Origin of the sequence: Sphingopyxis sp. GC21, assembly GCF_025727575.1 — a bacterium.
Lineage (GTDB): Bacteria > Pseudomonadota > Alphaproteobacteria > Sphingomonadales > Sphingomonadaceae > Sphingopyxis > Sphingopyxis terrae_A.
In genome coordinates, this window is record NZ_CP095845.1 from 1,942,536 (window position 1) to 1,968,815 (window position 26,280).

29 protein-coding genes and 1 tRNA gene are annotated in these 26,280 nt (G+C 64.0%); 13 read left to right on the forward strand and 17 right to left on the reverse strand.

The window, feature by feature from the left end; translation table 11 throughout:
• The first annotated feature begins 199 nt into the window (after positions 1-199).
• The 4 genes from MU856_RS09290 (at position 200) to MU856_RS09305 (ending at position 1,176) form a co-directional block, all read left to right on the forward strand.
• Positions 200-406 (forward strand): cold-shock protein, encoded by a 207-nt coding sequence (locus tag MU856_RS09290; RefSeq protein WP_003047572.1) that lies wholly within the window; start codon positions 200-202, stop codon positions 404-406.
• Positions 407-408: 2 nt separating this feature from the next.
• Positions 409-672, forward strand: a complete 264-nt coding sequence (gene infA, locus MU856_RS09295) for a translation initiation factor IF-1 (protein ID WP_040590296.1) — start codon at positions 409-411, stop codon at positions 670-672.
• Between the two features lie 80 nt (positions 673-752).
• Positions 753-920, forward strand: a complete 168-nt coding sequence (locus MU856_RS09300) for a hypothetical protein (RefSeq protein WP_156001238.1) — start codon at positions 753-755, stop codon at positions 918-920.
• 37 nt (positions 921-957) lie between these two features.
• Entirely contained in the window at positions 958-1,176 is a 219-nt protein-coding gene (locus MU856_RS09305) for a hypothetical protein (RefSeq protein ID WP_062902711.1), read from the forward strand.
• 24 nt (positions 1,177-1,200) lie between these two features.
• Here the strand turns inward: MU856_RS09305 and MU856_RS09310 are convergent, their stop codons facing one another.
• On the reverse strand, positions 1,201-1,632 hold the full coding sequence (locus MU856_RS09310) for a nuclear transport factor 2 family protein (RefSeq protein ID WP_186402267.1): 432 nt from the start codon (positions 1,630-1,632) through the stop codon (positions 1,201-1,203).
• 104 nt (positions 1,633-1,736) lie between these two features.
• Here MU856_RS09310 and MU856_RS09315 point away from each other — a divergent pair, with 104 nt between their 5' ends.
• The gene (locus MU856_RS09315; protein WP_263587425.1) at positions 1,737-2,189 is read left to right on the forward strand and encodes a MarR family winged helix-turn-helix transcriptional regulator; all 453 of its coding nucleotides are present in this window, start codon (positions 1,737-1,739) and stop codon (positions 2,187-2,189) included.
• Positions 2,190-2,201: 12 nt separating this feature from the next.
• On the opposite strand, the gene MU856_RS09320 is transcribed toward MU856_RS09315, so the two are convergent.
• Positions 2,202-2,498, reverse strand: a complete 297-nt coding sequence (locus MU856_RS09320; protein WP_234179952.1) for a hypothetical protein — start codon at positions 2,496-2,498, stop codon at positions 2,202-2,204.
• A gap of 377 nt (positions 2,499-2,875) precedes the next feature.
• Between MU856_RS09320 and MU856_RS09325 the strand changes: the two genes are divergently transcribed.
• Entirely contained in the window at positions 2,876-3,853 is a 978-nt protein-coding gene (locus MU856_RS09325; RefSeq protein WP_234179950.1) for an NAD(P)H-dependent flavin oxidoreductase, read from the forward strand.
• Here the strand turns inward: MU856_RS09325 and MU856_RS09330 are convergent.
• The 9 genes from MU856_RS09330 to ccmC form a co-directional block, all read right to left on the reverse strand.
• Complete coding sequence (locus MU856_RS09330; protein ID WP_234179948.1) at positions 3,850-4,116, reverse strand: hypothetical protein; 267 nt, start codon at positions 4,114-4,116, stop codon at positions 3,850-3,852. The two genes, MU856_RS09325 and MU856_RS09330, sit on opposite strands and share 4 nt — an antisense overlap.
• Before the next feature lie 237 nt (positions 4,117-4,353).
• Positions 4,354-6,315, reverse strand: coding sequence for a potassium transporter Kup (locus tag MU856_RS09335; protein ID WP_234179946.1), 1,962 nt, complete (start codon positions 6,313-6,315; stop codon positions 4,354-4,356).
• Between the two features lie 43 nt (positions 6,316-6,358).
• Positions 6,359-7,009 (reverse strand): tetratricopeptide repeat protein, encoded by a 651-nt coding sequence (locus MU856_RS09340; protein ID WP_062902717.1) that lies wholly within the window; start codon positions 7,007-7,009, stop codon positions 6,359-6,361.
• Positions 7,006-7,437 (reverse strand): cytochrome c-type biogenesis protein, encoded by a 432-nt coding sequence (locus tag MU856_RS09345; protein WP_062902718.1) that lies wholly within the window; start codon positions 7,435-7,437, stop codon positions 7,006-7,008. Before MU856_RS09345 ends, MU856_RS09340 begins: the two co-directional genes overlap by 4 nt.
• Complete coding sequence (locus tag MU856_RS09350) at positions 7,434-7,964, reverse strand: DsbE family thiol:disulfide interchange protein (RefSeq protein WP_186402274.1); 531 nt, start codon at positions 7,962-7,964, stop codon at positions 7,434-7,436. Before MU856_RS09350 ends, MU856_RS09345 begins: the two co-directional genes overlap by 4 nt.
• Positions 7,961-9,928, reverse strand: coding sequence for a heme lyase CcmF/NrfE family subunit (locus MU856_RS09355; RefSeq protein WP_263587426.1), 1,968 nt, complete (start codon positions 9,926-9,928; stop codon positions 7,961-7,963). Before MU856_RS09355 ends, MU856_RS09350 begins: the two co-directional genes overlap by 4 nt.
• Positions 9,925-10,362: a cytochrome c maturation protein CcmE gene (gene ccmE / locus MU856_RS09360; protein ID WP_062902721.1), complete on the reverse strand. Its 438-nt coding sequence runs from the start codon at positions 10,360-10,362 to the stop codon at positions 9,925-9,927. Before ccmE ends, MU856_RS09355 begins: the two co-directional genes overlap by 4 nt.
• Complete coding sequence (locus MU856_RS09365; RefSeq protein ID WP_186402276.1) at positions 10,359-10,514, reverse strand: hypothetical protein; 156 nt, start codon at positions 10,512-10,514, stop codon at positions 10,359-10,361. The genes ccmE and MU856_RS09365 overlap by 4 nt, the downstream gene beginning before the upstream one ends.
• Positions 10,511-11,251: a heme ABC transporter permease CcmC gene (gene ccmC / locus MU856_RS09370; RefSeq protein WP_186402277.1), complete on the reverse strand. Its 741-nt coding sequence runs from the start codon at positions 11,249-11,251 to the stop codon at positions 10,511-10,513. The genes MU856_RS09365 and ccmC overlap by 4 nt, the downstream gene beginning before the upstream one ends.
• A gap of 261 nt (positions 11,252-11,512) precedes the next feature.
• Here ccmC and MU856_RS09375 point away from each other — a divergent pair, with 261 nt between their 5' ends.
• Positions 11,513-14,065 carry a TonB-dependent receptor plug domain-containing protein gene (locus tag MU856_RS09375; protein ID WP_082820070.1) on the forward strand — a complete coding sequence of 851 codons (2,553 nt, stop codon included), beginning with the start codon at positions 11,513-11,515 and terminating at the stop codon, positions 14,063-14,065.
• Positions 14,066-14,102: 37 nt separating this feature from the next.
• Here MU856_RS09375 and MU856_RS09380 read toward each other — a convergent pair whose 3' ends face one another.
• The 3 genes from MU856_RS09380 to MU856_RS09390 form a co-directional block, all read right to left on the reverse strand.
• A complete protein-coding gene (locus tag MU856_RS09380; RefSeq protein WP_263587427.1) occupies positions 14,103-14,456 on the reverse strand; it encodes a YbaN family protein in 354 nt (117 codons plus the stop codon).
• A gap of 58 nt (positions 14,457-14,514) precedes the next feature.
• Entirely contained in the window at positions 14,515-15,564 is a 1,050-nt protein-coding gene (locus MU856_RS09385) for a Glu/Leu/Phe/Val family dehydrogenase (protein WP_062770180.1), read from the reverse strand.
• Positions 15,565-15,674: 110 nt separating this feature from the next.
• Positions 15,675-15,751, reverse strand: a tRNA-His gene (locus MU856_RS09390).
• 101 nt (positions 15,752-15,852) lie between these two features.
• On the opposite strand from MU856_RS09390, the gene MU856_RS09395 reads away from it, so the two are divergent.
• Positions 15,853-16,533 carry a prolyl hydroxylase family protein gene (locus MU856_RS09395; RefSeq protein ID WP_263587428.1) on the forward strand — a complete coding sequence of 227 codons (681 nt, stop codon included), beginning with the start codon at positions 15,853-15,855 and terminating at the stop codon, positions 16,531-16,533.
• Between the two features lie 46 nt (positions 16,534-16,579).
• On the opposite strand, the gene MU856_RS09400 is transcribed toward MU856_RS09395, so the two are convergent.
• Positions 16,580-17,320 carry an SIMPL domain-containing protein gene (locus tag MU856_RS09400; RefSeq protein WP_263587429.1) on the reverse strand — a complete coding sequence of 247 codons (741 nt, stop codon included), beginning with the start codon at positions 17,318-17,320 and terminating at the stop codon, positions 16,580-16,582.
• Positions 17,321-17,455: 135 nt separating this feature from the next.
• On the opposite strand from MU856_RS09400, the gene MU856_RS09405 reads away from it, so the two are divergent.
• On the forward strand, positions 17,456-19,237 hold the full coding sequence (locus tag MU856_RS09405; protein ID WP_263587430.1) for an ABC-F family ATP-binding cassette domain-containing protein: 1,782 nt from the start codon (positions 17,456-17,458) through the stop codon (positions 19,235-19,237).
• 83 nt (positions 19,238-19,320) lie between these two features.
• Here the strand turns inward: MU856_RS09405 and rpsU are convergent, their stop codons facing one another.
• The gene (gene rpsU, locus MU856_RS09410) at positions 19,321-19,527 is read right to left on the reverse strand and encodes a 30S ribosomal protein S21 (RefSeq protein ID WP_003047635.1); all 207 of its coding nucleotides are present in this window, start codon (positions 19,525-19,527) and stop codon (positions 19,321-19,323) included.
• A 271-nt stretch (positions 19,528-19,798) separates the two neighbouring features.
• On the opposite strand from rpsU, the gene MU856_RS09415 reads away from it, so the two are divergent.
• The 4 genes from MU856_RS09415 (at position 19,799) to MU856_RS09430 (ending at position 23,534) form a co-directional block, all read left to right on the forward strand.
• The gene (locus tag MU856_RS09415; protein WP_062902728.1) at positions 19,799-20,563 is read left to right on the forward strand and encodes a class II aldolase/adducin family protein; all 765 of its coding nucleotides are present in this window, start codon (positions 19,799-19,801) and stop codon (positions 20,561-20,563) included.
• Between the two features lie 27 nt (positions 20,564-20,590).
• Positions 20,591-21,136 carry a (2Fe-2S)-binding protein gene (locus MU856_RS09420; protein WP_186402282.1) on the forward strand — a complete coding sequence of 182 codons (546 nt, stop codon included), beginning with the start codon at positions 20,591-20,593 and terminating at the stop codon, positions 21,134-21,136.
• Positions 21,137-21,248: 112 nt separating this feature from the next.
• Complete coding sequence (locus MU856_RS09425) at positions 21,249-22,133, forward strand: RcnB family protein (protein ID WP_186402283.1); 885 nt, start codon at positions 21,249-21,251, stop codon at positions 22,131-22,133.
• A 123-nt stretch (positions 22,134-22,256) separates the two neighbouring features.
• Positions 22,257-23,534: a metal-dependent hydrolase family protein gene (locus tag MU856_RS09430; RefSeq protein WP_186402284.1), complete on the forward strand. Its 1,278-nt coding sequence runs from the start codon at positions 22,257-22,259 to the stop codon at positions 23,532-23,534.
• A 10-nt stretch (positions 23,535-23,544) separates the two neighbouring features.
• Here MU856_RS09430 and MU856_RS09435 read toward each other — a convergent pair whose 3' ends face one another.
• Positions 23,545-26,127: an EAL domain-containing protein gene (locus MU856_RS09435; protein ID WP_263587431.1), complete on the reverse strand. Its 2,583-nt coding sequence runs from the start codon at positions 26,125-26,127 to the stop codon at positions 23,545-23,547.
• Between the last annotated feature and the right edge of the window lie 153 nt (positions 26,128-26,280).

Below are 26,280 nucleotides of genomic sequence, written 5' to 3' on the forward strand. Positions count from 1 at the left end.
GGGGCGTTGCGGCGCGCAATTTTACCGCCATTTGCGCGGCACCTTGACTTTTCGGGAACAATCCTCCATATCGGCCTCGCTAACGTCGCCTGCGACGGAATTTGACGGCCCCTTGGGGCAGACTCTTCCCTTCACACGCTACCAGCTCCTCCGGTGCTTTTGCCGGGGGATTCCCGTTTCTCGTGAAAGGAAACACCCTATGCCGATCGGCACCGTAAAATTCTTCAGCCAGGACAAGGGCTATGGCTTCATCGAAAATGAAGATGGCTCGGGCGACGCATTCGTCCACATCACCGCCGTCCAGAACGCCGGCATGACGACGTTGGACAAGGACCAGCGCGTCCAGTTCGAACTCGAAACCGGCAAGAACGGCAAGACGTCGGCAGTCAACCTCCAGTCGGCCTGATCTTGGCCAAAGAGGAAGTCATGACCTTCGAAGGGCAGATCAACGAGATCCTGCCCGACGGGCGCTTCGGTGTCACGCTCGAAAACGGTCATCGGCTGATCGTCTATACGGCGGGCCGGATGCGGCGTTTCCGCATCCGGTCGGTCGTCGGCGACGCCGTGCGCGTCGAAGTGACGCCCTATGACCTCAGCAAGGGCCGCCTTGTCTACCGCGAACGCGGCGGCGGGCCGGTTCCGCCCAGCCAGCGCAAACGGCGCGGGCTCTGATCCTTCAAGGGTCAAACGATACGGGATCGGCGCAGTGGCGCCGGTCTCCAAAAACCACAACATCCAAAGCAAAGATAAAGATGATGACGAACTTCTATAACAACCCTTCTATTTTTCCCGCTCTGCCCGCGCTGTCGCTGGCCGGCCGGGCGCAGACGGCCCGGATTTCTCCGGCCCGCGCGCCGCGCCGCCGCCCGACGCTGTCGCGCCGCGAGCTTCGGCGCCTGATCGCCGATATGGTCGATTGATCGACCGTAACGGACAACCGTACAAGGAAGAGCAGCCATGTCGGCCACCACCGAATTCTACATCGCCCAGGCGGACAAGTGCCGCACCGATGCCGATGCATCGTCGTTGACGCAGGTGCGCGACCGCAATCTGCGCGCCGCCGCGGCGTGGCAGGCGATGGCCGACAAGCTGCTTCACTCCGAACGCCTGCGCGCCGAAAAGGAAGCGCGGGTCGTGGAGGAGGCTGAAGCCAGAACGACCGCGCCCGCGCCCTGACAGGTGCGCCGTGCGAGGCGCCGCTCAGCCGATGGTGCGCCACTCCTCATGCACGATTTCGCGGGCAATCCGTCCGCCGCGCATGTGAAAGACATGCACCAGCCGGAGCTCGACCCGCGCCCCGATCGCCACCGGTGCATTGACCATCCCGTCACCCGTCAGGCGAAAGCGCACCTTCATGTCATCGACGACGCGAGTTTCGGTGGCAAAACGGTCGAGCGGCTCCAGTTCGACCTCGGCCAGCGAGGCGAACATGCGGCGGTAATTGGCCTCGATTGCCGACTTGCTGTCGAGATATAGCCCCCGTCCCGGCACTTCCAGGACGATGTCATCGGTATAAAGATCCATCACCGACGCCGGATCGCGCGCCTCATTCTCGATATGCTCCGCCGCCACCGCCAGATTGCGGGCCACCATCTCGTCGCTGCGGTCCATCGCGGCCACCACCTGCTCCATTGCCGTCACTTTCTATCACAGCCTCCGGCGGATCGCCGATATAGGCAGTTATTCTGTCTAATGGTGCAATAGACAGTTAATCTGTCTTGTGTCAAGAGGCTGCAATGACCGAAAATCTCCCTCCCCCGCCATCCGGCGACGGCCAACGCCTCGCTCAGCTCTTCCACCTTGCCTACGACCGGCTGCGCACCCGCATCTACGGCCAGGCCCGCGACGCCGGCTTCGCCGACCTCCGCCCCGCTCACTCCAGCCTGCTACGCAACATCGACCCCGCCGGGTCGCGGGTCGTCGACCTCGCCGAGCGGGCCGGCATGACGAAACAGAGCATGGCCTATCTGACCGACAGCCTGGCCAAACTCGGCTATGTCGCCGTCGGCCCCGATCCCGACGACGGGCGAGCGAAACGGGTTGTGCTTACCGAACGAGGCAAAGCCGCGGTCGACACCCTTGCCCGTCTAAGCCGCGAGGCCGAGGCCGAACTGACGAAAACGCTGGGCGAAACGGAAATGATGCGGCTTCACGCCGCGATGCGCCAGCTGGTCGCAGCGCTCCACTGATGCAGCGCCGGACTAATCGACCGACCAGTAATCCGCGGCCCCCAGTGCCCCGCCGCGGCGGCAGATGAGCACGCCTTCACCATCACTAAGCTCGGCCCAGCTACCAACCGGCTCGCTCTCAGCTAGGGCTAGCGCTGCAACGAGATCTGCCGCCTCGAAAGCGACGTGCTTCTCGATGCCGAACCATCGATCTTCGTAACGCAGGACGTATGTGTTTGGCGGCGGCATAGCGGGCGCATCACCGGCCGGTAGCGGCAGGCAGTCGCAACCGCCGCGCGGCACACCGTTATTTGGGGAGGGGATAGGCATGGTATAAATCCTTCGGCGGGGGGAAACGAAGGGGTCCGGCAGGCTTGTCAGGCCAGCCCGCGACCTGGGCAGGGCAATATCTCGACGCGCGAACTCCGAATCGCATACCGCCCAACCGGCACACGCTTAGTCCAACTTATAGAAAGATAGAGATATTTTTGCTTTATCTACTAAGCATCGTCTCTTCGACGGGCCGACGCTGCGGCTCGACGAACGACGGCACCATCCTTCCAAACAACGGCGCAAGTCTGTCTTGATGCCCAACACGCTCGATGTCCCCAGACGCGGCTACGCCAAGCAGAGCGCGGCGCTTCATGCTTGCGCCACCTTCCGTTTACGTTAGGGTAAGCTCAAGACCATCTTGGAGAGACTGATTCATGGCCCTTCCCCCGATTTTCGACCGCCTGCGCCTGCCCGTCATCGGCTCGCCGCTGTTTATCGTTTCGGGCCCCGATCTGGTCATCGCGCAGTGCAAGGCGGGGATTGTCGGCAGCTTCCCGGCCCTCAACGCCCGGCCGCAATCGCTGCTGGACGAGTGGCTCCACCGCATCACCGAGGAATTGGCGGCATGGGACCGCGCCAACCCCGACCGGCTGTCAGCCCCCTTTGCCGTGAATCAGATCGTTCACCGCTCGAACGATCGGCTCGAGGCGGATATTGCAACCTGCGAAAAATGGAAGGTGCCGATCACCATCACCTCATTGGGCGCCCGGGAGGAATTGAACCAGGCGGTCCACGGGTGGGGCGGCATCACCTTGCACGACGTCATCGACGACCGCTTCGCGCGCAAGGCGATCGAAAAGGGCGCCGACGGACTGATCCCCGTTGCCGCGGGCGCCGGCGGCCATGCCGGCACCCAGTCGCCCTTTGCGCTGGTGCAGGAAATCCGCGAATGGTTCGATGGCCCGGTGGCGCTTTCGGGTGCCATTGCCCACGGTCGCTCGATCCTCGCTGCCCAGGCGTGCGGCGCCGACCTGGCCTATATGGGCAGCGCTTTCATCGCCGCTGCCGAAGCCAATGCCGACGACGGCTACAAGAACGGTATCGTCGAAGGGCGCGCGGCCGACATTGTCTATTCAAACCTCTTCACCGGCGTGCACGGAAATTATCTGCGCCAATCGATCGTGGCCGCGGGGATGGATCCCGACAATCTGCCGGAAGGCGACCTCAAGACGATGAACTTCGGGTCTGGCGGCAACACCAAGGCAAAGGCATGGAAGGATATCTGGGGCTCGGGTCAGGGGATCGCCTCGGTCCGCGGCGTGCGCCCGGTCGCCGAATTCGTCGCTGAACTCGAAGCGCAATATCAGGACGCATGGTCCGAATTGCAGGGCAAGGTGCGGCTCCAAGGCTAACGGAACAGCCGCGTGATCGCTTCGTCAAGATATGGGCGATCCGCGAACAAGCGCATCGGATCGCGCCGGTTAAAGCCGGTGCCGCGGCGGTCGGTGAGCGCGCGGCGCAAGCTGTCCTGCAGCAACGCCGGACGCATCGCGGCCGTGCGCCGTGCCGCGGGGGCGTCGCGATTGATCTGCCGCTCGAAACATATCCGGATCCTATCGACCCGCGCCGTCATCACATCATGATAACCATGGTGAGGGCCGCGGCTTTTGGGCATGGCCGCACGACAGCGCCAGCGGCTCCGAGCGAGGCGCCGTATGACTCAGCGCGACTTCGGCGCCCCCCGGCAGGGTCGAAAAGTCATTTCCCGCAATCAGCGCGAAGGGCGCCGGCGCGGCGGGCCGTAACGAGGCGGAGCTAATCCCTGCTTGCATGTCGCGCGTCCCGATGGGTTCGCCCCAGCATCGCACGACGCGCGCCGATGTTCAGACGCCTGTCTGTTCAGAGCTGACGATCAGATGGCAACCTGGCTTCCCAGTTCGACCACGCGGTTGGTCGGCAGACGGAAATACTCCATCGCGCTTTCCGAATTGCGCAGCATCCATGCGAACAGCTTTTCGCGCCAGATCGGCATGCCGGGCTTCTTGGCGGCAATCAGCGTCTGACGCGACAGGAAGAAGCTCGTCTCGATCATCTTGAATTCGCCGCCGCACGCGGTCGTGCGTTTCAGCGCATCGGGCACGTCGACCGGCTGCATGAAACCATAGTGCAGGATCAGTCGGTGAAATCCCTGCCCCAGATCGTCAAGCTGGCAGAGTTTCGTTTCCGGCACGAACGGCACGTCGGCAATCTTGATGGTCAACAGGATGATGCGTTCGTGCAGCACCTTGTTGTGCTTCAGATTGTGAAGCAGAGCGTGCGGCACCCCATCGGAGGTCGACGTCATGAAGACAGCGGTGCCCGGAACGCGCGTTGCGCTGTTCGCCGCGGACTTCACGAACACCGGGATCGGCATCGCGCTTTCCGCCATTTCCTGCTGCATCAGCTTGCGGCCGCGGGACCAGGTCGTCAACATGGTGAAGATCGTCAGACCGATCACGAGCGGCACCCAGCCGCCATCGGGCACCTTGATCAGATTGGCGCCGAAATAGGCGACATCGACGATGAAGAATACCGCGAGCACGGGCAGCGCTTTCCACGCCGGCCAGCGCCACAGGCTGAACAGCACCACGCTCATCAGACAGGTGTCGATGAACATCGCGCCGGTCACGGCGATACCATAAGCCGCAGCCAGATTGCTCGACGAACCGAAGAACAGCACGAGCAGAATGACCATGACCATCAGGCCCCAATTGACGACGGGAATGTAAATCTGCCCCTGCGCCGACGCACTGGTATGTTCGACCCGCAGGCGCGGCACGAAACCGAGCTGGATGGCCTGCTGCGTCAACGAAAAGGCGCCCGAAATGACGGCCTGACTGGCAATGATCGTCGCCAGCAGCGCGAGCAGCACGACGGGGACGCGCCACGCGTCGGGCATCATCAGGAAGAAGGGATCCTGGATCAGTTGCGCCGTAGGTGCGACCTGTCCGGCAAGCACCATCGCGCCCTGCCCCATGTAATTGAGCATCAGCGCGGGTAGTACGAAACACAACCAGCTCAGCCCGATCGGCGCGCGGCCGAAATGGCCCATGTCGGCATAGAGCGCCTCCGCCCCCGTTACCGCGAGGACGACGGCCCCAAGCGCGATGAAGGCGGTGAAGCCGTCATAATAGAAAAAGCGCATCGCGTTGATGGGGTTCAGCGTGTGCATGACGATCGTCGGATGATCGACGATATGCATGACGCCCAACACCGCGAGCATCACGAAGTAGCCGAGCATGATCGGCCCGAAAAGCATCCCGACCTTCGCGGTTCCGCGCGACTGGATCGCAAAGAGGCCGATCAGGATCGCAAGCGCGATCGGAACGATATAGGGTTCGAAACCGCGGCTGACATATTGCAGCCCCTCGGTAGCCGACAACACCGACATCGCCGGAGTGATCATGCTGTCGCCGTAAAAGAGCGCGGTGGCAAAAACGCCGAGCAAAACGATCGGCCAGGTCCAGCGAGCACCGCCCGACGAGCGACTTATCAGCGCGAGCAGCGCCAGACTGCCCCCCTCGCCCTTGTTGTCGGCTTTCATGATCGTCATCACATATTTGAAAGTGACGACCAGCATCATCGACCAGAAGACGAGACTGAGCACGCCATAGATGTGCAGCTGGTCGGCTTCGATCGAATGATGGCCGGCGAAGGTTTCGCGGAAAGCGTAGAGCGGGCTGGTGCCGATATCGCCGAAAACGACGCCGACGGCGCCGACCGCCAGCTTCAGCGTGCCGTCACCGTGATGGCCGTGACCCGTTTGGCCCGCTTCGATTCCGGTGGGCGCGGCGCTTTCGGCGCTTGCCTGACCCTGTTGCGACTCGACAGTCATTGGCGCGCCTTAGACCAGCGGGAGAGACAGGAATAGCATTGAATCAAGGCCCGGTCGGCGCATCGGGGGACAGGTCCGGCCCCATCGCCTGTCGCAATTGGGCCAGCCGCATCTCGAGGTCCGCGCGCCACGGCGCATCGGGCGGGGTGCGCGCCAGAAGCTGGCTCCATACCGCGTCCGCACCCTTCAGATCGCCGCTCTGCGCCATCGCAAGGCCTGCAAAGAAAGGCGGCGCGGGATGGTTCGGGTCGCGCTTTGCGGCCTCATCGAACGCGAGCGCGGCGGCGGGCGACATCACGCCTCCGCCATGCGCAACAAGCGCATTGCCCAAGCCGACCCAAAGATCGACATTGTCGGGATAACGCTCCAGCCCCTTTTCAAGCGTTTGCGCAGCCAGCGCCGTCTTGCCGGTTCGCGCAAAGCCGTCCGACATCGCGATCCATTGTGCGGCCGGTCCAAAACGGTCGGCCATACCCTGCTGACGATCGGTGATCGCCTCGCCGAACCCTTCAAGCTGTTCGGGCGCCACGATCGGCTTGCCGGGCAAGGATGGGCTACCCTGCAGAGCATAACCGGCGACGCCCACCATGACCGCAGCGACAGCAAGCGGCCGAGCCGCCGCCGGCAGCTTGCCGAACAAGAAGATGGCGCCCAGCGTGACCAAGCCGACAAGCAATATCCACATCCAGATCATGGAGCGTTCTCCGCATCGCCTGCGTCGCGGCGGAAACGCCCGAAGGCCAGCCATCCTCCGAGCAACAGGAAAGCGAGCGGGCCGAGCCACAACAGGGCGGTGGCCGCATCGAACGGCGGATCGTAACTGACCCAATTGCCATAGCGCGCCACCAGCCATTGGCGGATCGCATCGGGGCTTTCTCCCGCGGCAATCTTGGTGCGCACCTCATGCCGCATGTCGCCGGCGAGCGGCGCATCGCTGTCGGCGATCGACTGCCCCTGGCAGACGAGGCAGCGCAACGTTTCCATAAGTGCCTTGGCTTTTTCTTCCTGCGCGGGATCGGGAAGCTGCTGATAGGCATAGGGCGCCGGCGGCAGGCGATCCTGCGCGGCCGCAGGCGCAGCGGCCAGAACAAGCGAGGCGAGCAGGATGGTCCAGCCCCTCACTTCATCTTCTCCAGCTTGGCGACGATTTCCGGCACCTGTTCCTGAAGGATTACGCCCTGTATCTGTTCGCGGATGATCCCCTTGCCGTCGATCAGGAAGGTTTCGGGGACGCCCGACGAGCCGAGCGCGATCTGGACGCTGCTTTGCACATCCGACCCGATGCGGTCGAAGGGATTGCCATTTTCCCGCAGGAATTGCGCCACATCGTCGGGCCGGTCGCGGATCGCGATGCCGTCGATCGGAACGCCCGCGGCCTTCAGCGCCTCAAGCTGCGGCGCCTCGGCACGGCACGGGATGCACCAGCTGGCAAAGACGTTGACGAGGCGCGGCCGCCCGTCGGCGAGGTCGCTGCTTTTCAGGCCCTCGACGCCGGCGGTTGCGGGCGGCAGGTCGAACAACGGCATCGGCTTGTTGATCCACTGCGACTGGATCAGCGTTTCGGGCGGAGTCGTCAGGCGATAGATGAAGGCCCCAAACAGCAGCGCGGTAATCGCCAAAGGCACAAACAGGATCCAGCGGGTCTTCATGGGTAGCGCCCCTCGGCCTTGCGCGCGCGGTGACTGCGCCACAGGGCCAGCAATTGCGCACGGCCGAGCAGCGACAGCGCCGCGCCGATCGCGATCAATGCCCCACCCAGCCAGATCCACCAGACGAGCGGCTTCCACCACAGGCGAAGCTGGTAGCGGTCGGCGCGGCCATCGGCGCCCGTGACCGGCTGGCCGAGCACGGCATAAAGCTGTCCGCCCGGCCGCGTCAGCAATGCGGCCTCATTGGTTTCGGTTGGCGCGCCGCCCATCAGGCCCGGAAAAGTTCGCGCCTCGGGCCGCAGGGTGAAGCTGTGTCCGGAGGGCGATGTCGCGATCAGCGTTCCTTCGACCGCGGTGTAATTGGGGCCAGCGATCGGGCGGACGCCGACGAACTTCACCGTAAAATCATCGACGGTGACCGTCTCGCCCGGCGCCGCAGCCACCAGCCGTTCCTTGATGAAAGCGCTTTCGGCGGCCATCCCGGCAAGCGCGACCGCGACGCCGAAGTGCGCGATCACCATGCCCCATGTCGGCAGCGGCGTCCGGCGCAGATTGCGGCCCCACAATGGCGCCAGGCTGGCAACCGCGACGATCCCGGCGACCGTCATGCCAAGCAGCGGCAGCACGCCGACCTTGCCGCCGAACAGGATCAGGCCGAACAGCACCGCCGACCCGGCAAGAATCGCGGCAGGAAGTCGCGACCACAGCTTGCGCCCGTCGTCCTTGCGCCAGGCGAGTAGCGGACCGGCCACCATGACCAGACACAGGATCAGCGCGAGCGGGCCCGCAACCTTGTTATAATAGGGCGGTCCGACCGAAATCTTTTCGCCCATGGCCTCAGCCACGATCGGATAGAGCGTACCGAGCAGCACGAGCGCAAGGATCGTCGTGAGCAGCAGATTGTTGATGACGAGCGACCCCTCGCGACTGAGCAGCGCGAATTTCTTGCCTTCGGCGACGCTGCTGGCGCGCAACGCGAACAGCGTCAATGCGCCGCCGATGTAGATCGCCATCAGCGCGAGCAGGAAGGTTCCGCGTTCGGGGTCGACGGCAAAGCTGTGCACGCTGGTCAGCAGGCCCGACCGCACGATGAACGTGCCGACCATTGACATCGAGAAAGCGACAACCGCGAGCATCACCGTCCATGCGCGCAACGCGTTGCGCGTCGCGGTCACGCTCACCGAGTGGAGCAGCGCCGCGCCTGCAAGCCACGGGATGAGCGACACATTTTCAACCGGGTCCCAGAACCACCAGCCGCCCCAGCCCAGCTCGTAATAGGCCCAATAGCTGCCGGCGGTAATTCCCAGAGTCAGGAAAATCCAGCTTCCCAAGACCCACGGCCGCATGGCGCGCGCGAAGGCCGGGCCGATCTCGCGCGTGATCAGCGCGCCGACCGCAAAGCTGAAGGCGACCGACAAACCGACGTAGCCGACGTAAAGCGTCGGCGGGTGAAAGGCGAGCCCGGGATCCTGCAACAGCGGGTTCAGCCCCTGCCCGTCGGGCGGCGCGATCGGCAGCCGCTTGAAGGGGTTCGATGAAAAGAGCAGAAACGCAAAAAAGCCGAGGCTCAGCGCCGCCTGCGCAGCAAGCGTTGCGACCAGCGTATCCTCGCGCAGCCGCTTTTCGAAGATCGCAACGAGCGCGCCCGACAGGCCGAGGATCGTGAGCCACAGAAGCATCGATCCTTCATGATTGCCCCAGGCGCCCGCGACCTTGAACAGCATCGGCTTCAAACTGTGGCTGTTGCGCGCCACCAGTTCGACCGACATGTCGGACCGCACGAAAAGCGCGATCAGCATCGCGAAAGCCGCCGCGGTCAAAACGCCCTGCGCGACGCTCGCCGGCCGGACGAGGGCTGCAAGATCGCCTTTGCCGCTCCGCAGATAGAGGCTGCCCGCGACGAGCGACAGGCAGGCGAGCGCCGCAGCCATCCACAACAGCGCGAGACCCAGTTCGGCGATCATGCTTTCGGCGCTGCTTTCATAGCCTTGGGCATATCGCCCATTTGCGGCGGCATATAGCGTTCGTCATGCTTGGCCAGGATACGGTCGGCCACAAAGGTGCCATCGGCCCGCATCCGGCCGTCGGCGACCATTCCGGCATTTTCGGCAAACAGATCGGGCACGATGCCCTTATATTCGACGGGGATCGATGCCTTTCCGTCGGTGGCGACGAAGCGGATCGTCACGCCGTCGGGCTGATGCCTGATGCTGCCGGCCGCCACCATTCCGCCCAGCCGCATTGCTTCGCCCACTTCGGCTTTGCCCGCTTGAATTTCGGCAGGCGTGCGGAAATAGGCCGCCTCGTCGCGCAGCGCGCTCGCCGCGAGAACCCCCGCGCCGCCGACGCCGCACAGCGCCACCGCCGCCAGGATCAGTCGTTGATGTTTCGCCTTCATGTCCGGTCCCTGCGCAGCGCAGCGCTGCGCTTTTCAGCCTTCGTCATCGTCCGCCAGCTATGCCAGACCACCGCTCCGGTCAGGAGCGCGGTCAGCATATAGGCAGCCGCGACATAGGCCCATTGACCGTTTCCGGTTATGACGCCGGTCAAAATTCGGTCCCCTCATCGTCCGCCAACCGGCGCAGGCGCGCCGCGACGCGATTGTCGGCAATGATTCGCCGCATGCGCATCAATACGATCGCCCCGAATAGCAGCGAAAATCCGGCCAAGGTCAAGCCCAGCGGCCACAACAGGCTGCCGTCGATGCTCGATCCGCGCATGGTGATGCTCGGCCCTTGATGCAGGCTGTTCCACCACACGACGCTGCGATTGATGATCGGGATGTTGATCGCGCCGACCAGCGCATAAATCGCCGCACCGCGCGAAAGCGTTCCGCCCTGCCGCTCGCTTTCGTCGCCCGTCGTCAACGCGACGAAACCGGCATAGAGAAAGAGCAGCACGAGCATCGACGTCATGCGGCCGTCCCATTCCCACCAGGTCCCCCAGGTCGGCTTTCCCCAGATCGATCCGGTCGCGAGACACAGTGCGGTGAACAGCATGCCAGGAACCGCGATCGCGCGCGCCGCAATCCCTGCCAGCGGGTGCCGCCACACGAGCTGCACCAATCCTGCAAGAGCGAGCGACGTCCAGCCCCCCATGCCGAGCCAGGCGGCGGGAACATGAACATAGAGAATGCGCGCCGTCTCGCCCTGCTTCGCTTCGCCCGGCACCATCGTCAGTCCGGCCCATGCCCCGGCGAGCAAGAACGCCAGTCCCAGCCACAGCAGCCACGGCGTCAGCGGACGCGCAATGGCCAGAAAACGGGTCGGATTCGCATAGGCGTGCATCGCGCGCCGAGCCTTAGGCGAGCGCACGGCCGCGGTCTAGACAATTGACGCCATCGGCGTCACGCACGAATGATATCGATAGCAATGGTGGGAAGACATAAAATTACTTAGCATGCGGCGATTGTGTGGCTCAATTGCCACATATGTCACCAAAACGAAATAATAGCGCCCCGCTCGGCCGCGTGAGGGGTGGAAGCGTCGGCATTTCTCATCAAACCTGTGCAGGTCGTTTCTAGGGGCAATCAACAGGGAAAGATGACCATGAAAAACACGACCCAATTATCGAGCCTCGCGCTCGCCACCGCTCTTGTCGCAAGCGGTTGGACTGCGCCGGCTTTCGCACAGGAAGGCGCCAACGACGCGGATGCGAACGAAACGATCATCGTAACCGGCACCCGCCGGACCGACCGGACGATCGCCGACAGCACCGTGCCGATCGACGTGATCTCGAGTGAATCGCTGCAGAATAGCGGGACGACCGAAACGAACCGGCTACTCAACCAGCTCGTTCCTTCGTTCAATTTCCCTCAGCCGTCGCTGACCGACGGCACGGACTCGCTGCGTCCGGCCACGCTGCGCGGCCTCGCGCCCGACCAGGTGCTCGTGCTCGTGAACGGCAAGCGCCGCCATCTTTCGTCGCTGCTCAACCTGAATGGCTCGATCGGACGCGGCTCGGCGGGCGTCGACATGAACACGATTCCGCCGCTGGCAATCGAGCGTATCGAGGTGCTGCGCGACGGCGCGTCCTCGCAATATGGCTCGGACGCGATTGCTGGCGTTATCAACATCCAGCTCAAGAAAAGCGTCGGGGGCCGTGCGCAGATCAGCTTCGGCAAATATATCACGACGATGGAGGATGTCGCGCAGGTCGCCAGCGTCGCACCGACGACGGGCGCGTCCGACGATCCGGCAATCACCTACACGGGCGAGGATCGCAAGCGCCGCGACGGCGACACCTGGACCATCGGGACCAATATAGGCCTGCCGATCGGCGATGCGGGCTATTTCAACTTCACGGCCGAATATAAGGACCGTTCGCCAACCAACCGCTCGGGCCCCGATTTGCGGCGCAACTATGCCGCTGCGGGGGATCCGCGCGAGGTCACCTTCAACCGCTACGAACACCGCTTCGGCGATGGCGAATCGAAGGACATGAACTTCTTCTTCAACGCCGGGATGGATGTTGGCGAAAGCTTTGAGCTCTACAGCTTCGGTAGTTACGGCATCCGTGACGCCAATGGCGCGGGCTTCTATCGCCGCTCGCTCGACTCGCGCAACGCCGACTGGGACAATGGCGGCCAGCCAATCTATCCCGACGGCTTCCTGCCGCTGATTACCAGCACCATTCAGGATATCGCCATCGCCGGCGGGCTGCGCGGCGAAACCGCAGGCTGGAATCTCGACCTGTCGGTCAACTATGGATCGAACCGGCTCGACTATGGCGTCGAGAACAGCGTCAACACCTCGCTCGGCAGCCTGAACAGCCCGCGCAAGTTCGACGCAGGCGGTCTCCGCTCGGGGCAAACCTCGGTCAACCTCGACGCAAGCCGTGACCTGAACCTCGGTATCGGCAGCACCACGCTGGCGCTCGGCGCGGAATGGCGGAACGAGAATTACCGCATCGTTCCGGGGCAGCTCGAAAGCTATATCGCCGGTCCTTACACCTTCTCCAACGGCGCGGCGCCGGGTTCGCAGGTGTTCCCCGGCTTTTCGCCGACCACCGCGATCGACAAGTCGCGCGACAGCTTTGCCGGCTATCTCGAACTCGATGCCGATATCAGCGATATGTTCAACGTCCAGGCCGCCGGCCGCTACGAACATTTCTCGGACTTCGGCGACACGGTGAACGGGAAGCTTGCGGCGCGGTTCGAGCCCATCGACGGTCTCGCTTTCCGCGGGTCGGTTTCGACCGGTTTCCGCGCACCGGGGATGGCCCAGCAGTTCTTCTCGACCACCTCGACGAACAATGTGAACGGGACGCTGATCGAGATCGGCACCTTCCCGGTTGCATCGCCGATTGCCGTCGCACTCGGGGCGCAGCCGCTGAAGCCGGAAAAATCGGTCAACTTCGGCGGCGGCTTCGCCTTCAACATGGTTCGCGGACTCAGCCTGACAGTCGATTATTACCGCATCAAGATCAACGATCGCATCACGCTCACCGAAAACCTGCAGGGCGCAGACGTCGTCGCGATCCTTCAGGCAGCCAATGTGCAGGGCACATCGGCACGCTTCTTCATCAACGGAATCGACACCCGCACGCAGGGTGTCGATATCGTCGGAAGCTATCGCCTGCCCGATTTCGGGATCGGCAAGGTTACGCTCACTGCCGGCTATAATCTCAACGATACCAAGATCACCGATCGCCGAACGTTCAGCGGCTTTACGGCGCAGCGGCTGTTCGCTCGCCCCGAAAGCTTCCGCCTGACCGACGGCCAGCCCTCGAACAAGCTGAACGTCGGGGTCGATTGGGAGGCGGGTCCCGCCGGCATGACGCTCCGTGCCAATCGCTATGGCAAGGTCTTTCTGCCCGGCCCCAGCCTCGACATCACCATCCCGAAGGGTGCCGCTCCTGGCGATATCACCCTGACCCCGAAATGGGTTGTCGATCTGGAGTTCCGCTTCCGCCCGATCCAGCCGGTGCAGATCGCCGTCGGTGCCAATAATCTGCTCGACGAATATCCGGACCGCCTGCCGTTCGGGGTTGTCGATGGCTATAACTATGGCCTGAACAACAGCTTCCTGCCCTATTCGTCGCAGTCGCCGTTCGGCTTCAGCGGTCGCTTCGTCTATGGGCGTGTGTCGGTCGACTTCTAAGCTCGGACGACATTGCTGAAAGGGACAAGGCCGGGGGCTATGCCTCCGGCCTTGTCCATATCCAGCTTCCCGTTACGACGGCCGCGATGATCGGCGCCATCATCCACGGCCAGGGCGCAAAGAGCAGCGCCAGCGCAATGCTGAAAACAAAGGCGGCACTTGCGGCAAGCTTGCCGCGGCGACTGATCGCCCCCTTCTCGCGCCAAGCAACAATGTGGTTTCCAAAGGTCGGATGCGTGAGCAGCCAGGCCTCGAGGCGCGGCGACGAGCGCGCGAAGCAGAAGGCGGCTAGGATCACGAAGGGCACGGTCGGCAACAGCGGCAGGAACGCACCGAGCGCGCCGAGCCCCAATGAGGCCCATCCCGAAACCAGATAGAAATGCCGCTTCATGGGAGCGGCTTAGCGCGTTTTCGCGCGCACGCCATCCCATGTTGCAACCGGCCGCTGGTCAGCGCCGCCCGATCAGCTTTTGCGCCATATGATCCGCTACCGTCGATGCCGGCGTGCCGCTTGCCTTGCTCTCGGCCCAGATCTCGGCGAGGCGACCCGGAATCAGGTGGATGCGGCTTTCGACCTCCTCCTGACTGCCCTGCCCCAGATATTCGAGCGCCACGTTGATGATGCCGCCGGCGTTGATCACATAATCGGGCGCGTAGACGATGCCGCGATCGTGGATGCGCTGCCCGTCGGCGGCAGTCGCAAGCTGGTTGTTCGCGCCGCCCGCGACGATCGGCACGCGCAACTTTTCGATGCTGCGTTCGGTCAGGATCGCCCCCAGCGCATTGGGGCTGAGCACATCGGCTTCGATTTCCATGATAGCCGCCGAGTCGGCGAGATCGGCACCCAATTCCTCTGCCAGTGCTTTTGCGCGCGCCAGATTGACGTCGGCAAGGGTCAGCTTCGCGCCTTCGGCCGCAAGCCGCCGCGCAACGCCGCCGCCGACGCTGCCGACGCCCTGGATCGCGATCCGCACGCCCGCGGCGCTGTCGGTACCCAGCCCTTCGCGGATCGCCGCCTTGATACCCAGATAAACGCCAAGCGCGGTATAGGGACCGGGGTCGCCCCCGGCCTCGCCGCTCGCGACCGGAAGGCCGCTGACATGTTTGGTCTGCTTCGCGATCTGGACCATGTCGGCGTCGGTGATGCCGACATCTTCCGCGGTCACATAGGCGCCGCCCAGCGATTCGACCGCCCGACCGAAGGCGGCAAGCAGTTCGGGGGTCTTGGTGCCGGCTTCGTCGGCCAGGATTACGCCCTTGCCGCCGCCCATCGGCAGCCCCGCCATCGCATTCTTATAGCTCATGCCGCGCGAGAGGCGTAGCGCATCGACGATCGCGGCCGACCGCTGCGGATAATGCCAGAAGCGCACCCCGCCCGCACCGGGGCCGAGGTGGGTCGAATGCACGGCGATGACCGCCGTCAGTCCGCTGTCGCGATCGCGGAACATGTGAACATGTTCATGATCGTCGAAATCGGCGAAATCCCAGACTGCGGACATGGCGTCACCCTCGCGTTAAAAAATTACGTAGGGGCGTAATAATGAAATAGTCGGCGCGAGTCACCCCCAAAGGGATCGCCACGGTTCTGATCAACGAAAAGCTTTGAAAATGGGGCGATCGACGGGACTTGAACCCGCGACCCCCGGTACCACAAACCGGTGCTCTAACCAACTGAGCTACGATCGCCATATGCCGGGCGAGACCGCCTGCGACAGCGCGCGGCGATAGGCGTGACCACCCCTTTCGTCAAGCATTGTTCGCATGGCCAACGCCGCCTAAAAGAGGCCATGTCCGGAAACGAGCATGTCGATATGGCGCTGTCGGGCGCCGACCGTACCGCCGAGCGGCTGGCGCTGCTTCCCGGCATCCGGCGCGCACCGACGCCCAAGCTGCAGCAATTCATGCTGGTGGGTTTTCTCGATCCCGCAACATGCGCCGGGCTGATGGCGCAGATCGACCGCGACGTGCGCCCTTCGACGATCGCCGATCCCAATGGTGACGAAGCTTTCCGGACCAGCACGACCTGCGACCTCGATCACCGCGATCCGCTGGTGCGGGCGGTCAACGCGCGGCTGCACGATATCACCGGAATACCGCTGGATCATGGCGAGCCGCTACAGGGGCAGCGCTATGATGTGGGGCAGGAGTTCAAGGCGCATACCGACTATTTCGACCCGCACGGCGCCGACTGGGAGACCTATTGCGCGATTCCCGGACAGCGAACCTGGACGTTGATGGTCTATCTCAACCAGCCCCAGGCGGGCGGCGCGACGCGCTTTCTCGCCACGGGCAAGATGCACCAGCCTGAAACGGGCAAACTCGTCGCGTGGAACAATGTCCGCGCGGACGGAAAGCCGAACCCCGAGACGCTCCATCACGGAATGAAGGTGCGCAAGGGCCGCAAATATATCATCACCAAATGGTTCCGCGAACGCACCTGGCCTTGGGCCGAGGGCGAGCTAGGCTGATCCGGCCGACCGTGCCTCGGCGTCTGCCGAGACACGGCCCAGACCTTTAGCGTACCAGCCGATACTGGAAACTCAAAGTCAACGTGTTGCCGACCTGACCCGGCTCGACCGGCGTCGATTTGGCCTCTGCGGCCATCATCTGCACGCGCGGCATGGGGACCGGCCCGCCGACAGCACCGCCTTCGCTGATCGAAACCAGCTCGGCGGCGCGATAGCCGGCCAGCTTGGCATAGTCCGCCGCCTTCGCTTCGGCAGCCTTGATCGCCGCGCCGCGAACGCCGACAAGCTGCGCATCGGGATCTTTCATCGCGAACCAGGGGCCATCGATATTGGTCCCACCCGCCGCGACGAGCGCATCGAGCAGCGGCCCGATATCGTCGATCTTCGGCGTCGTCGCGCGCACGCTGTTGCTGACCTGATAGCCCAGGAAGCGCGGCGGCTGACCGTCGCTACGATTATTATAGTCATATTGCGGCGACAAGCTGATGCCGCTTGTCTGAATATCCTCGGCCTTGATCCCGCGCGCCTTGGCAGCGGCGATCAGCTTGTCCATCGCGGCGGCGTTCAGCCGCATTGCTTCGACTGCGGTTGGCGCGGTCGTCGTCACGCCGGCGCCCACCGTCGCCTCATCGGGCCGCGAACGGACCTCCTCGTTCACGCTGAAGCTCAGGATCGGTCCTTCCGTCGTCGCTGTCGTCACCGTCGAACCTCCCTGCTGTGCAATGGCCGGCGTCGCAGCCAGCAGCGCGATGCCGGTCGCCATGGCGGTGAACATATGCTTGGTCATATCAAACTCCTGTAGGCCGGACCCCCGGCCGATCGTGGATACCCACCCCATACGCAGGACGGAGTGGGCCCGTTCCCGCCTTTGGGCGCTCGGCGCTTGCATGACGCTGAACGCCTATGTAGCGAGCCGTTCATCATGGCAGCTCCCATTCTCTCTTACGAAGGCCTGGCCCTGGTGCAGGGCACCGGCTGGCTGTTTCAGGATCTCGACATCTACGTCGGCGCGCGCGATCGGCTTGCACTGATCGGCCGCAATGGTGCGGGCAAGACGACGCTGCTCAAGTTGCTCGCCGGACGTATCGAGCCCGACAAGGGCAAGCGGACGATTGTCCCCGGCACCCACGTCGTGCTGCTGGAGCAGGAGCCCGATTTCACGGGCTATGCAACGCTGATGGACTATGCGATCGGCGGCGCGAACCCGCCCGCCGAACATGAGGTGGCGGCGATCGCCGACCAGCTTGGCATCGAAATGGCGCGCGAAGCGGCAAGCGCCTCGGGGGGCGAGCGTCGCCGCGCCGCCATCGCGCGCGCGCTGGCGCAGAACCCCGACGTGTTGCTGCTCGACGAGCCGACCAACCACCTCGACCTAGCGGCGATCGACTGGCTCGAAGGCTGGCTGTCACGCTTCTCCGGCGCCTTCGTCGCCATCAGCCACGACCGCACCTTTCTGACGCGCCTGACGCGCCAGACCCTTTGGCTCGACCGCGGCGGCATCCGGCGCAAGGAGATCGGCTTCGGCGGCTTCGATGCGTGGATGGAGGCCATCTATGCCGAAGAAACGCGCGCTGCGGAAAAGCTCGATGCGAAGCTGAAGCTGGAGGCACACTGGCTCCAGCGCGGCGTGACCGCGCGCCGCCGCCGCAACCAGGGCCGGCTCGAAAAGCTGATCGAGATGCGGGCCACGCGCGCGGCGATGATCGGCGGCCCCGGCGTCGCCAAGCTCGGCCTCGCCAACGACGACGTCCGCTCGAAGTCGGTGATCGTCGCCGACCATATCAGCAAGCGCTTCGGCGATCGCACGATCATCAAGGACTTCGACTTTCGCGTCCAGCGCGGCGACCGCATCGGGATCGTAGGCGCCAATGGCGCGGGCAAATCGACGCTGCTGAAGCTGCTCACTGGCGAAATCGAACCCGACGAGGGCAAGGTCACCCTCGCCCCGACGCTCGATGGCATCGTCATCGATCAGCAGCGCAGCCTGCTGTCGCCCGAAAAGACCGTGCGCGACATCCTCGCGGACGGCGGCGACTGGGTCGAGGTGCGCGGCGTGAAGAAGCATGTCCAGGGTTACCTCAAGGACTTCCTCTTCGATCCTTCGGTAGCCGAGGCCAGCGTCGCCGCGCTTTCGGGCGGTGAACGCTCGCGGCTTCTGCTCGCGCGCGAATTCGCGCGCGAATCGAACCTGCTCGTCCTCGACGAACCGACCAACGATCTGGACCTCGAAACGCTCGACCTCTTGCAGGAGGTCATCGCCGACTATGCGGGAACCGTGCTGTTGGTCAGCCACGATCGCGACTTCCTCGACCGCACCGTGACGGTCACCCTCGGCCTCGACGGATCCGGCAAGGTCGATATCGTCGCGGGCGGCTATGCCGACTGGGAAGCCAAGCGCAGCAAGCCCTCGTCGGCGAAAGCCAAGGCGGCCGGCGCCGATACCGCGCCGCCCCCACCGCCCCAGGCACGCCGGAAACTCTCCTACAAGGACCAGCGCGACTATGACCTGCTTCCGGGCCGTATCGAGGAGATTGAGAAGGAGATGGCCGGCATCGAAACCGAATTGTCCGACGGCAGCCTGTTCACGCGCGACAATGCGCGTTTCAGCGCCCTGACGGCAAAGCTCGACGCGTTGCGCTCGGAAAAAGCCGCAGCCGAGGATCGCTGGCTGGCGCTGGCCGAAGAAGTCGACGCGCTGGGATAAGTCCTGCACCATAGGCAAAGAAAAAGGGCACCGCGTTGCCGCGGCGCCCTTCTACGAAACAGGATTTCGTATCGAAGACGGTCTTACTTGATACCGTCGCGTTCCATCCGCTTGCGCTCCATCTTGCGGGCGCGGCGGACGGCGGCGGCGCGTTCGCGCGCACGCTTTTCGCTCGGCTTTTCGTAGTGACGGCGCAGCTTCATTTCGCGATACACGCCTTCCCGCTGCAGCTTCTTCTTGAGCGCGCGGAGGGCCTGGTCGACATTATTGTCGCGAACGATGATCTGCATACGCCGTGTCGTCTCCTGTTCGTCAGACGGCCGAGGCTTCCGGCGGAAATCCGGGTTGCCATAGCTCGCCGATATTCGGGCAATAAAAAGAGCGTCGCAAAGGCGCGACGTTCCGTTGGGGCGGCCACTAGAGAGATTCGCGCCAAAATGCAAGCCCCCACGCGGCAAATCGTCGCTCTTCCGCGCGCGGATGCCCGCCGCCGCCATTGCGCGCGCCCGCTCGCCTGTGGCATAGGTAGCAAGACGAAACCGACAGGAAGAGGATCGCCCGATGGCAACCCAGCTCAAGCGCAACAGCAAATATAGCGAAGCCGAATGGACGGCGCGGCTCGAACTCGCCGCCTGCTACCGAATTTTCGCGATGATGGGCTGGGACGAAATGATCTTCAACCACATCACGGTGAAGGTGCCGGACGAGGACGGCAGCTACCTCATCAACCCCTATGGCATGCACTTCAGCGAAGTGACTGCGTCGAGCCTGATCAAGATCGACATCGACGGCAACAAGGTCGACGTGGATAATCCGTGGCACGTCAACAAGGCGGGCTTCGTCCAGCACAGCCTGTTCCACCGCGTGCTGCCCGACGCCCATGCGATCATCCACACCCACACGACCGCGACAACGGCGGTCTGTTCGCTAGAGGGTGGGCTCCAGCCTGTAAACTTCTATGCCTGCAATTTCATGGGCCAGCTTGGCTATCATGATTTCGAGGGTGTGACGGTGCGCGAGGAAGAGGGCGAACGCCTCGTCGAAAATCTGGGCGACAAGCGCATCCTGATGCTGAAGAATCACGGTCCCGTCGTGATGGGCAAGACGCTGACCGACGCCTTCATCAAATATTGGGCGCTCCAGCGCGCCTGCGAAATCCAGCTCGCTACGATGAGCATGGGCAAGCCGATCACCGTCCCCGAAGACGTGATCAAGGTTCATCAGCGCGACCTATACATGGCCGCAATTCCCGGCCAGTCGGGCAAGGCCGAATTCGACGCGATGGTGCGCAAGGTCGACAAGATCGACACGAGCTGGCGTGACTAATCACCGCGTTCGGCTAAGACGGGCGGCATGACAAAATTCTCGGTCAACGACCGCCCGGTCGAATATCGCATGGATCCCGAAACGCCCCTGCTCTGGGCGCTGCGCGATGCGTCGAACCTGACCGGGACCAAATATGGCTGCGGCACCGGCGACTGCGGCGCCTGCACCGTCGATATCGACGGTGAGGCCATCCGCAGTTGCCTTGTGACCATTGCCGAATGCGAAGGCCGTTTCGTCACCACGATCGAGGGATTGTCACGCGACCGCAGTCACCCGGTCCAGCAAAGCTGGGTCGCCGAACAAGTGCCGCAGTGCGGCTTTTGCCAGTCTGGGATGATCATGACGGCCGCCGCGTTGCTGCGCAAGAACAGCAACCCCAGCGACGCCGAAATCGACGCCGCGATGACGGGCATTTGCCGCTGCGGCAGCTACCCCCGCATGCGCGAAGCGATCCGCCGCGCCGGCCGGGTGATCCGGGGTGAGGAGCGCATCGCCGCCGCACCGCCGCCGGGCATCCGACCCGACGACGCTGCTCGCGCCGTCCCGGCGCTGCGCCCGGCGGAGAGAAACTGAACGACAGGCAACAGTCCGGTTCAGCGCTCACTCATCTGATCGGCGGTAATTTCCGATTCATCATCCCGATCGGCCGGGTGCCGCATGGGACATGGATCTGGAGTGTGCCGAAATGAAGAAGACATTCGGAGGATTGCTGATCGCAGCGACGATCCTCACCCCCATCGCGCCCGCCGCCGCTCAGGCGAATGGCGAGCGCATTCAGATTGCCCAGCGCGGCGATCGCGGTGACCAGCGCGGCGATCGCGGTGACCACCGCGGCTCGCGTGGGACCGATGGCCGCCGTGGCGACTGGAACGGCGGCAATCGCGGCCAGAACCGGACCGCCCAGCCAGCACCGCAACCGCAGGCCCAGCCGCAGCAGCGCAATTACCGCACCGACCGGCGCGCGCCGCAGGGGCAGCAGTGGCAGGGACAGCGCAACGATACGCAGCGCCAGCAGCAATGGCAGGGTCAGCGCGGCGAAAGTCAGCGCCAGCAATGGCAAGGCCAGCGCGGCAACACGAGCGACCGCAGCCGAGATCGCAGCGGCCAGCCCGACCGCCGTTTCTATCGTCAGGACAATGACCGGAACGACCGGCGTTACGACCGCAACGATAATCGGCGCTATGACCGGAACGACAACCGCCGGTACGATAACAACCGGCGCTATGATAACGACCGTCGTTACGACAATCGGCGCGGCAACAACTGGAACCGCGACTGGCGCAGCGACCGTCGCTACGACTGGCGCGGGTATCGCGACCGCAACCGGAGCTATTACCGGATGCCGCGCTATTACAACCCGTACCGGGGCCGCAATTACACGCGCTTCAGCATCGGTTTTTCGCTGGGTTCGCTCTTCTACAGCCAGCGCTACTGGATCAACGATCCCGGCTATTATCGCCTGCCGCCCGCTTACGGTCCCTATCGCTGGGTGCGCTATTATGACGATGCGCTGCTCGTGAACACCTACACGGGCCAGGTGGTCGATGTGATCTACGACTTCTTCTGGTAATATTCCTTTCGGTTATCAGAAGCCAAACTGAAGGGCCGGTTCGTCCGGCCCTTCTTTTATGCACCCTCCCCTTGCCCTCGCGCTCCGGCCGCGCCACGGTAGGCGAAAGACAGGGGAGATATCATGCTGAAGAAAAGCCTGCTCGCCGCCGCAGCGGTTGCCGCCATGCTGGGCGGCGTTGCCGCCGAAGCCAAGACGACGCTCATCTATGCCGCGCGCGTCATCACCGATCCCGACAAGCCCGCGCTTGGCCCGTCGACCGTGACCGTCACCGATGGCCGGATCATGACGATCGAGCCGGGCCGCGCCGCCACTCCGGCAGGTGCCGAATTCATCGATCTCGGCGACAAGACGCTGCTTCCCGGCCTGATCGACCTCCACGTTCATCTGACCGGCGATCCGGGCGGTGATTTCCGCAACGAAGCGGTCGATCCCGACGAATGGGGCGTTGTCGTCGGCGTCAAAAATGCCGCGATCACGCTGCGCGCCGGCTTCACCACGGTGCGTGAGGCGGGGTCGGGGCAATATACCGCCTTCTCGCTGCGCCGCGGTACCGCCGAAGGGTTGATCGAAGGACCGCGGATCATAGCCGCCGGTGTGCCCTTGTCGATCATCGGCGGCCATGGCGACGTCACGGGCTTCCGCGAAGATGTCCACGCCATACTCGATCAGGGCTATACCTGCACGGGCGCCGTGGAATGCGCCGAAAAGGTGCGCAAGGCATCGCGCGCCGGCGCCGATGTCATCAAGATCACCGCGACCGGTGGCGTCCTGTCGCAGCAGGGCCGCGGCCTCGGTGCGCATTTCTCGAATGCTGAACTCGTCAGCATCGCCGATACCGCCCATTCGCTGGGCCTCAAGGTCATGGCGCATGCGCATGGCGAGCGGGGGATCGAGGCCGCCGCCGCCGCCGGGATCGACAGCATCGAACATGGCACCTTCGCCGATGATGCGGCGCTCAAGGTCATGAAGGCCAAGGGCACCTATCTCGTCCCGACCCTCATGGCGTTCGAGGGCGTGCGCGAACGGCTCGGCAAGGGCATCTACACCCCCACTGTCGAGGAAAAGGTCCGCATGACGCTCGGCCGCGTGGGTCAGGCCGTGACGCGGGCAAAGGCGCTGGGCGTGCCGATCGCGTTCGGCACCGACGCCGGTGTGTTCGAACATGGCCGCAACGCTGGCGAGTTCGCGCTGCTCGTCAAGGCGGGGCTGACCCCGCGAGAGGCGTTGGCGAGCGCGACGACCACCGCCGCCCGGTTGCTGTCGATGGAAAACGAGATCGGCCGCATCGCACCGGGCATGTCTGCCGACATGATCGCGGTCGATGGCGATCCGCTCGGCGATGTGACGACCCTCGAACATGTGCGCTGGGTCATGGCGCGCGGGCGTATCGCCGACTGACGACAGGAGATCAGGCGGCGCGGTCGATCCGCCCGCCTGTCCGGCGTTCCTTCGCCCCGGCGCCGCCGACCAGCGCGCCGATGTCGACCATTTGTGCAAAACGGACGCCGACGCGGTTCCCGTCGGACCAGCGCGCTTCGGCGTCCATCACCACATCAGCGCCGAATTCGATTAGCAGCGACGTTCCTGCGGGGACATTCCACAAACCTTCGATCAGCGCGCCGCGCGACGACAGATTGCGCACAATCGCTTCATAGCGATAGCCGCCGCTCGCGATCTGGATCGTCCGGAAGGTCCGCATCCGCGCTTCGCGCGCGCTCTTGTAACCCTGCGCGACAGCCTTGCCATTGCCGTCGGCAAGCAAAGCCAGCACTTCCTCGACGGTCATCGGCTTGCCGTAGATATAGCCTTGGACATGGCTGCAGCCGAGGCCGCGGATCAGCGCCAGATCGTCGTGCGTTTCAACCCCCTCGGCGGTGGTTTCCATCTTGAGCGCCGTCGCCAATCCGACGATCGACGAAATGATCGCGGCATTCATGCTGCTGGGATCGGCCGCGCCGAGCACGAAGCTCTGGTCGATCTTGATCTTGTCGAACGGCGCCTTCTTCAGATAGCCGAGCGCCGAGTAGCCGGTGCCGAAATCGTCGAGGGCTAGCCGTACCCCGGTGCGCTTCAACCGTTGGAACATCTCCAGATTCTCGGGACTTTCGTCGAGAAAGACACCTTCGGTAATTTCCAGCTCGAGCTGATCGGGACGAATACCCGCGGCCGCGACCGCGCTGAGGATCGTCGCGGGCAGTTTTTCATTGGCAAACTGTCGCGGCGACACATTGACGGCAACGCGATACTCCTGCCCCAATCGCGCAATCGTGGCGCAGGCGGTGCGGATGATCCATTCGCCGATCGGGACAATCAGGTTCGATTCTTCGGCGATCGGAATGAACTTAGAGGGGCTGATGACCGCATCGCCGCCCTGTTGCCAGCGGATCAGCGCCTCGAAGCCGCTGATGCGTTCGCTGCAGACATTGACGATCGGCTGGTACAGCAGCTTCAGTTCGTCCTTCGCCAGCGCATCGCGCAGCGCATCTTCGATCGCCTTGCGCTCGCTTGCCTGATTATGCATCGCGTCGGCATAGAAGCGATAAACCCCGCGCCCGGCGTCCTTCGCCGCATAGAGCGCAAGATCGGCGTTGCGCACCAGCGCCGACGAGCCGATCCCGTCGCTTTCCGAAATGGCGATGCCGATCGACGATCCGATGCGGATGCGCTCGCCCTCGATCAGAAAGGGCTTGGCAAGGCTCAGGATGATCGCATTGGCGATCCCCGCGAGCTTTTCGACCTGGGTGATCTGGGGCAGCACGATCTGGAACTCGTCGCCGCCCAGTCGTCCCACCTGCCCTTTGTCGCCGACGACCTGCGTCAGTCGCGCCGCGACCTGTTGCAGCAATTGGTCGCCGACCGGATGCCCCATCGTGTCGTTGACCGCCTTGAACCGGTCGAGGTCCATCAGCAGAAGCGCGCAGGGCTGCGCCTGCCCGAGATGATTCTTGAGCGCGCGCTCGAGCAGATCGGTGATGTGCAGGCGGTTCGCGAGGCCGGTCAGCGTATCGTACCGCGCGAGCTGATTGATCTGCTGTTCGGACTTGCGCTTTTCGGTGAGGTCGGTGCCGCTGCCGCGAAAGCCCTGGAAATTGCCGAGCGCGTTCGAAATCGGATGGCCTGAAATCGACCACCAGCGCTCCTCGCCCGCGACCGCTGCCTGGACCGTCAGGTCGTTGAACGGCGTCCGCGACGACAGGCTGAAGCCCAGCGTGCGCTCCTCGCTCTCGTCGGCGCCGCCGCGCTTGCGGATCATGTCGGTAAACGGGCGCCCGAGCAGATCTTCGGCCGGCCGATCGAGCTTCGCCGCGACGGTCGGCGAAATATAAACGAGGTCGCCGTTGCGGTCGGTTTCCCAGAACCAGCCGCGTCCGGCACGCTCGAAGTCGCGCATCAGCCCAAGCGCCCGCTGCTGCTCGCTTCCCGACTGGCGTCGCACGCGCGTCGCGCGCCGCTGATGCCGGACATCCTCGCGCATCATCACGACCAGCATTCCCAGGAAGATGATACCCGCAATCCCGAACGGCCAGGACGCGATACCGACCGCGCCGCCGATCGCGGTGCCGCCGGCAAAGGCAAAGAAGGCCGGACGCACAATCGCCGCCGCGGCCGCGGCTACGAGGACGGTACCAAGCCGGATTGCCGAAAAGGCATCGAGGTGGGACAGCGCGTCAGGCGTCGCGAGTGCTGCGAAGGTGCCGATGGAAACGAAGAATGTTCCTGCGCCGACCAGTGCAAGCGAGGCGGCGGCAAGCGTCGGCAGCCATTCGATCCGGTGCGCCCAGCGCAAGCGCGAGCATTGGCCGATCACGGTAAGCGCGACATCGCACAGCAGTCCAGCCACCAATGTGGCCCATTGCAGCGGATGCGATAGGAAGCCCGACAGGCCGGGGACGAAAGCGAAAGCGAAGAAGGCCACGGTCCGGCCGATCAGCACATAGTGCCACAGCTGCGCGACGCGCATCATGCGCCCCACGAATTCGGGGGTCTGCAACAGCGATTCGTTGTCGGATGACCCGCCGCTTGCGCCCCGGCTGATGCTGTGCCTAACCCCCAATGTGTTTGCCAATCCCGCTATCTGGTTCCGCCAGCCGCTCTGTCGCCGACGGGGTTTCCAAATCCTTACTGCGGGTGGATCGTTAACCCC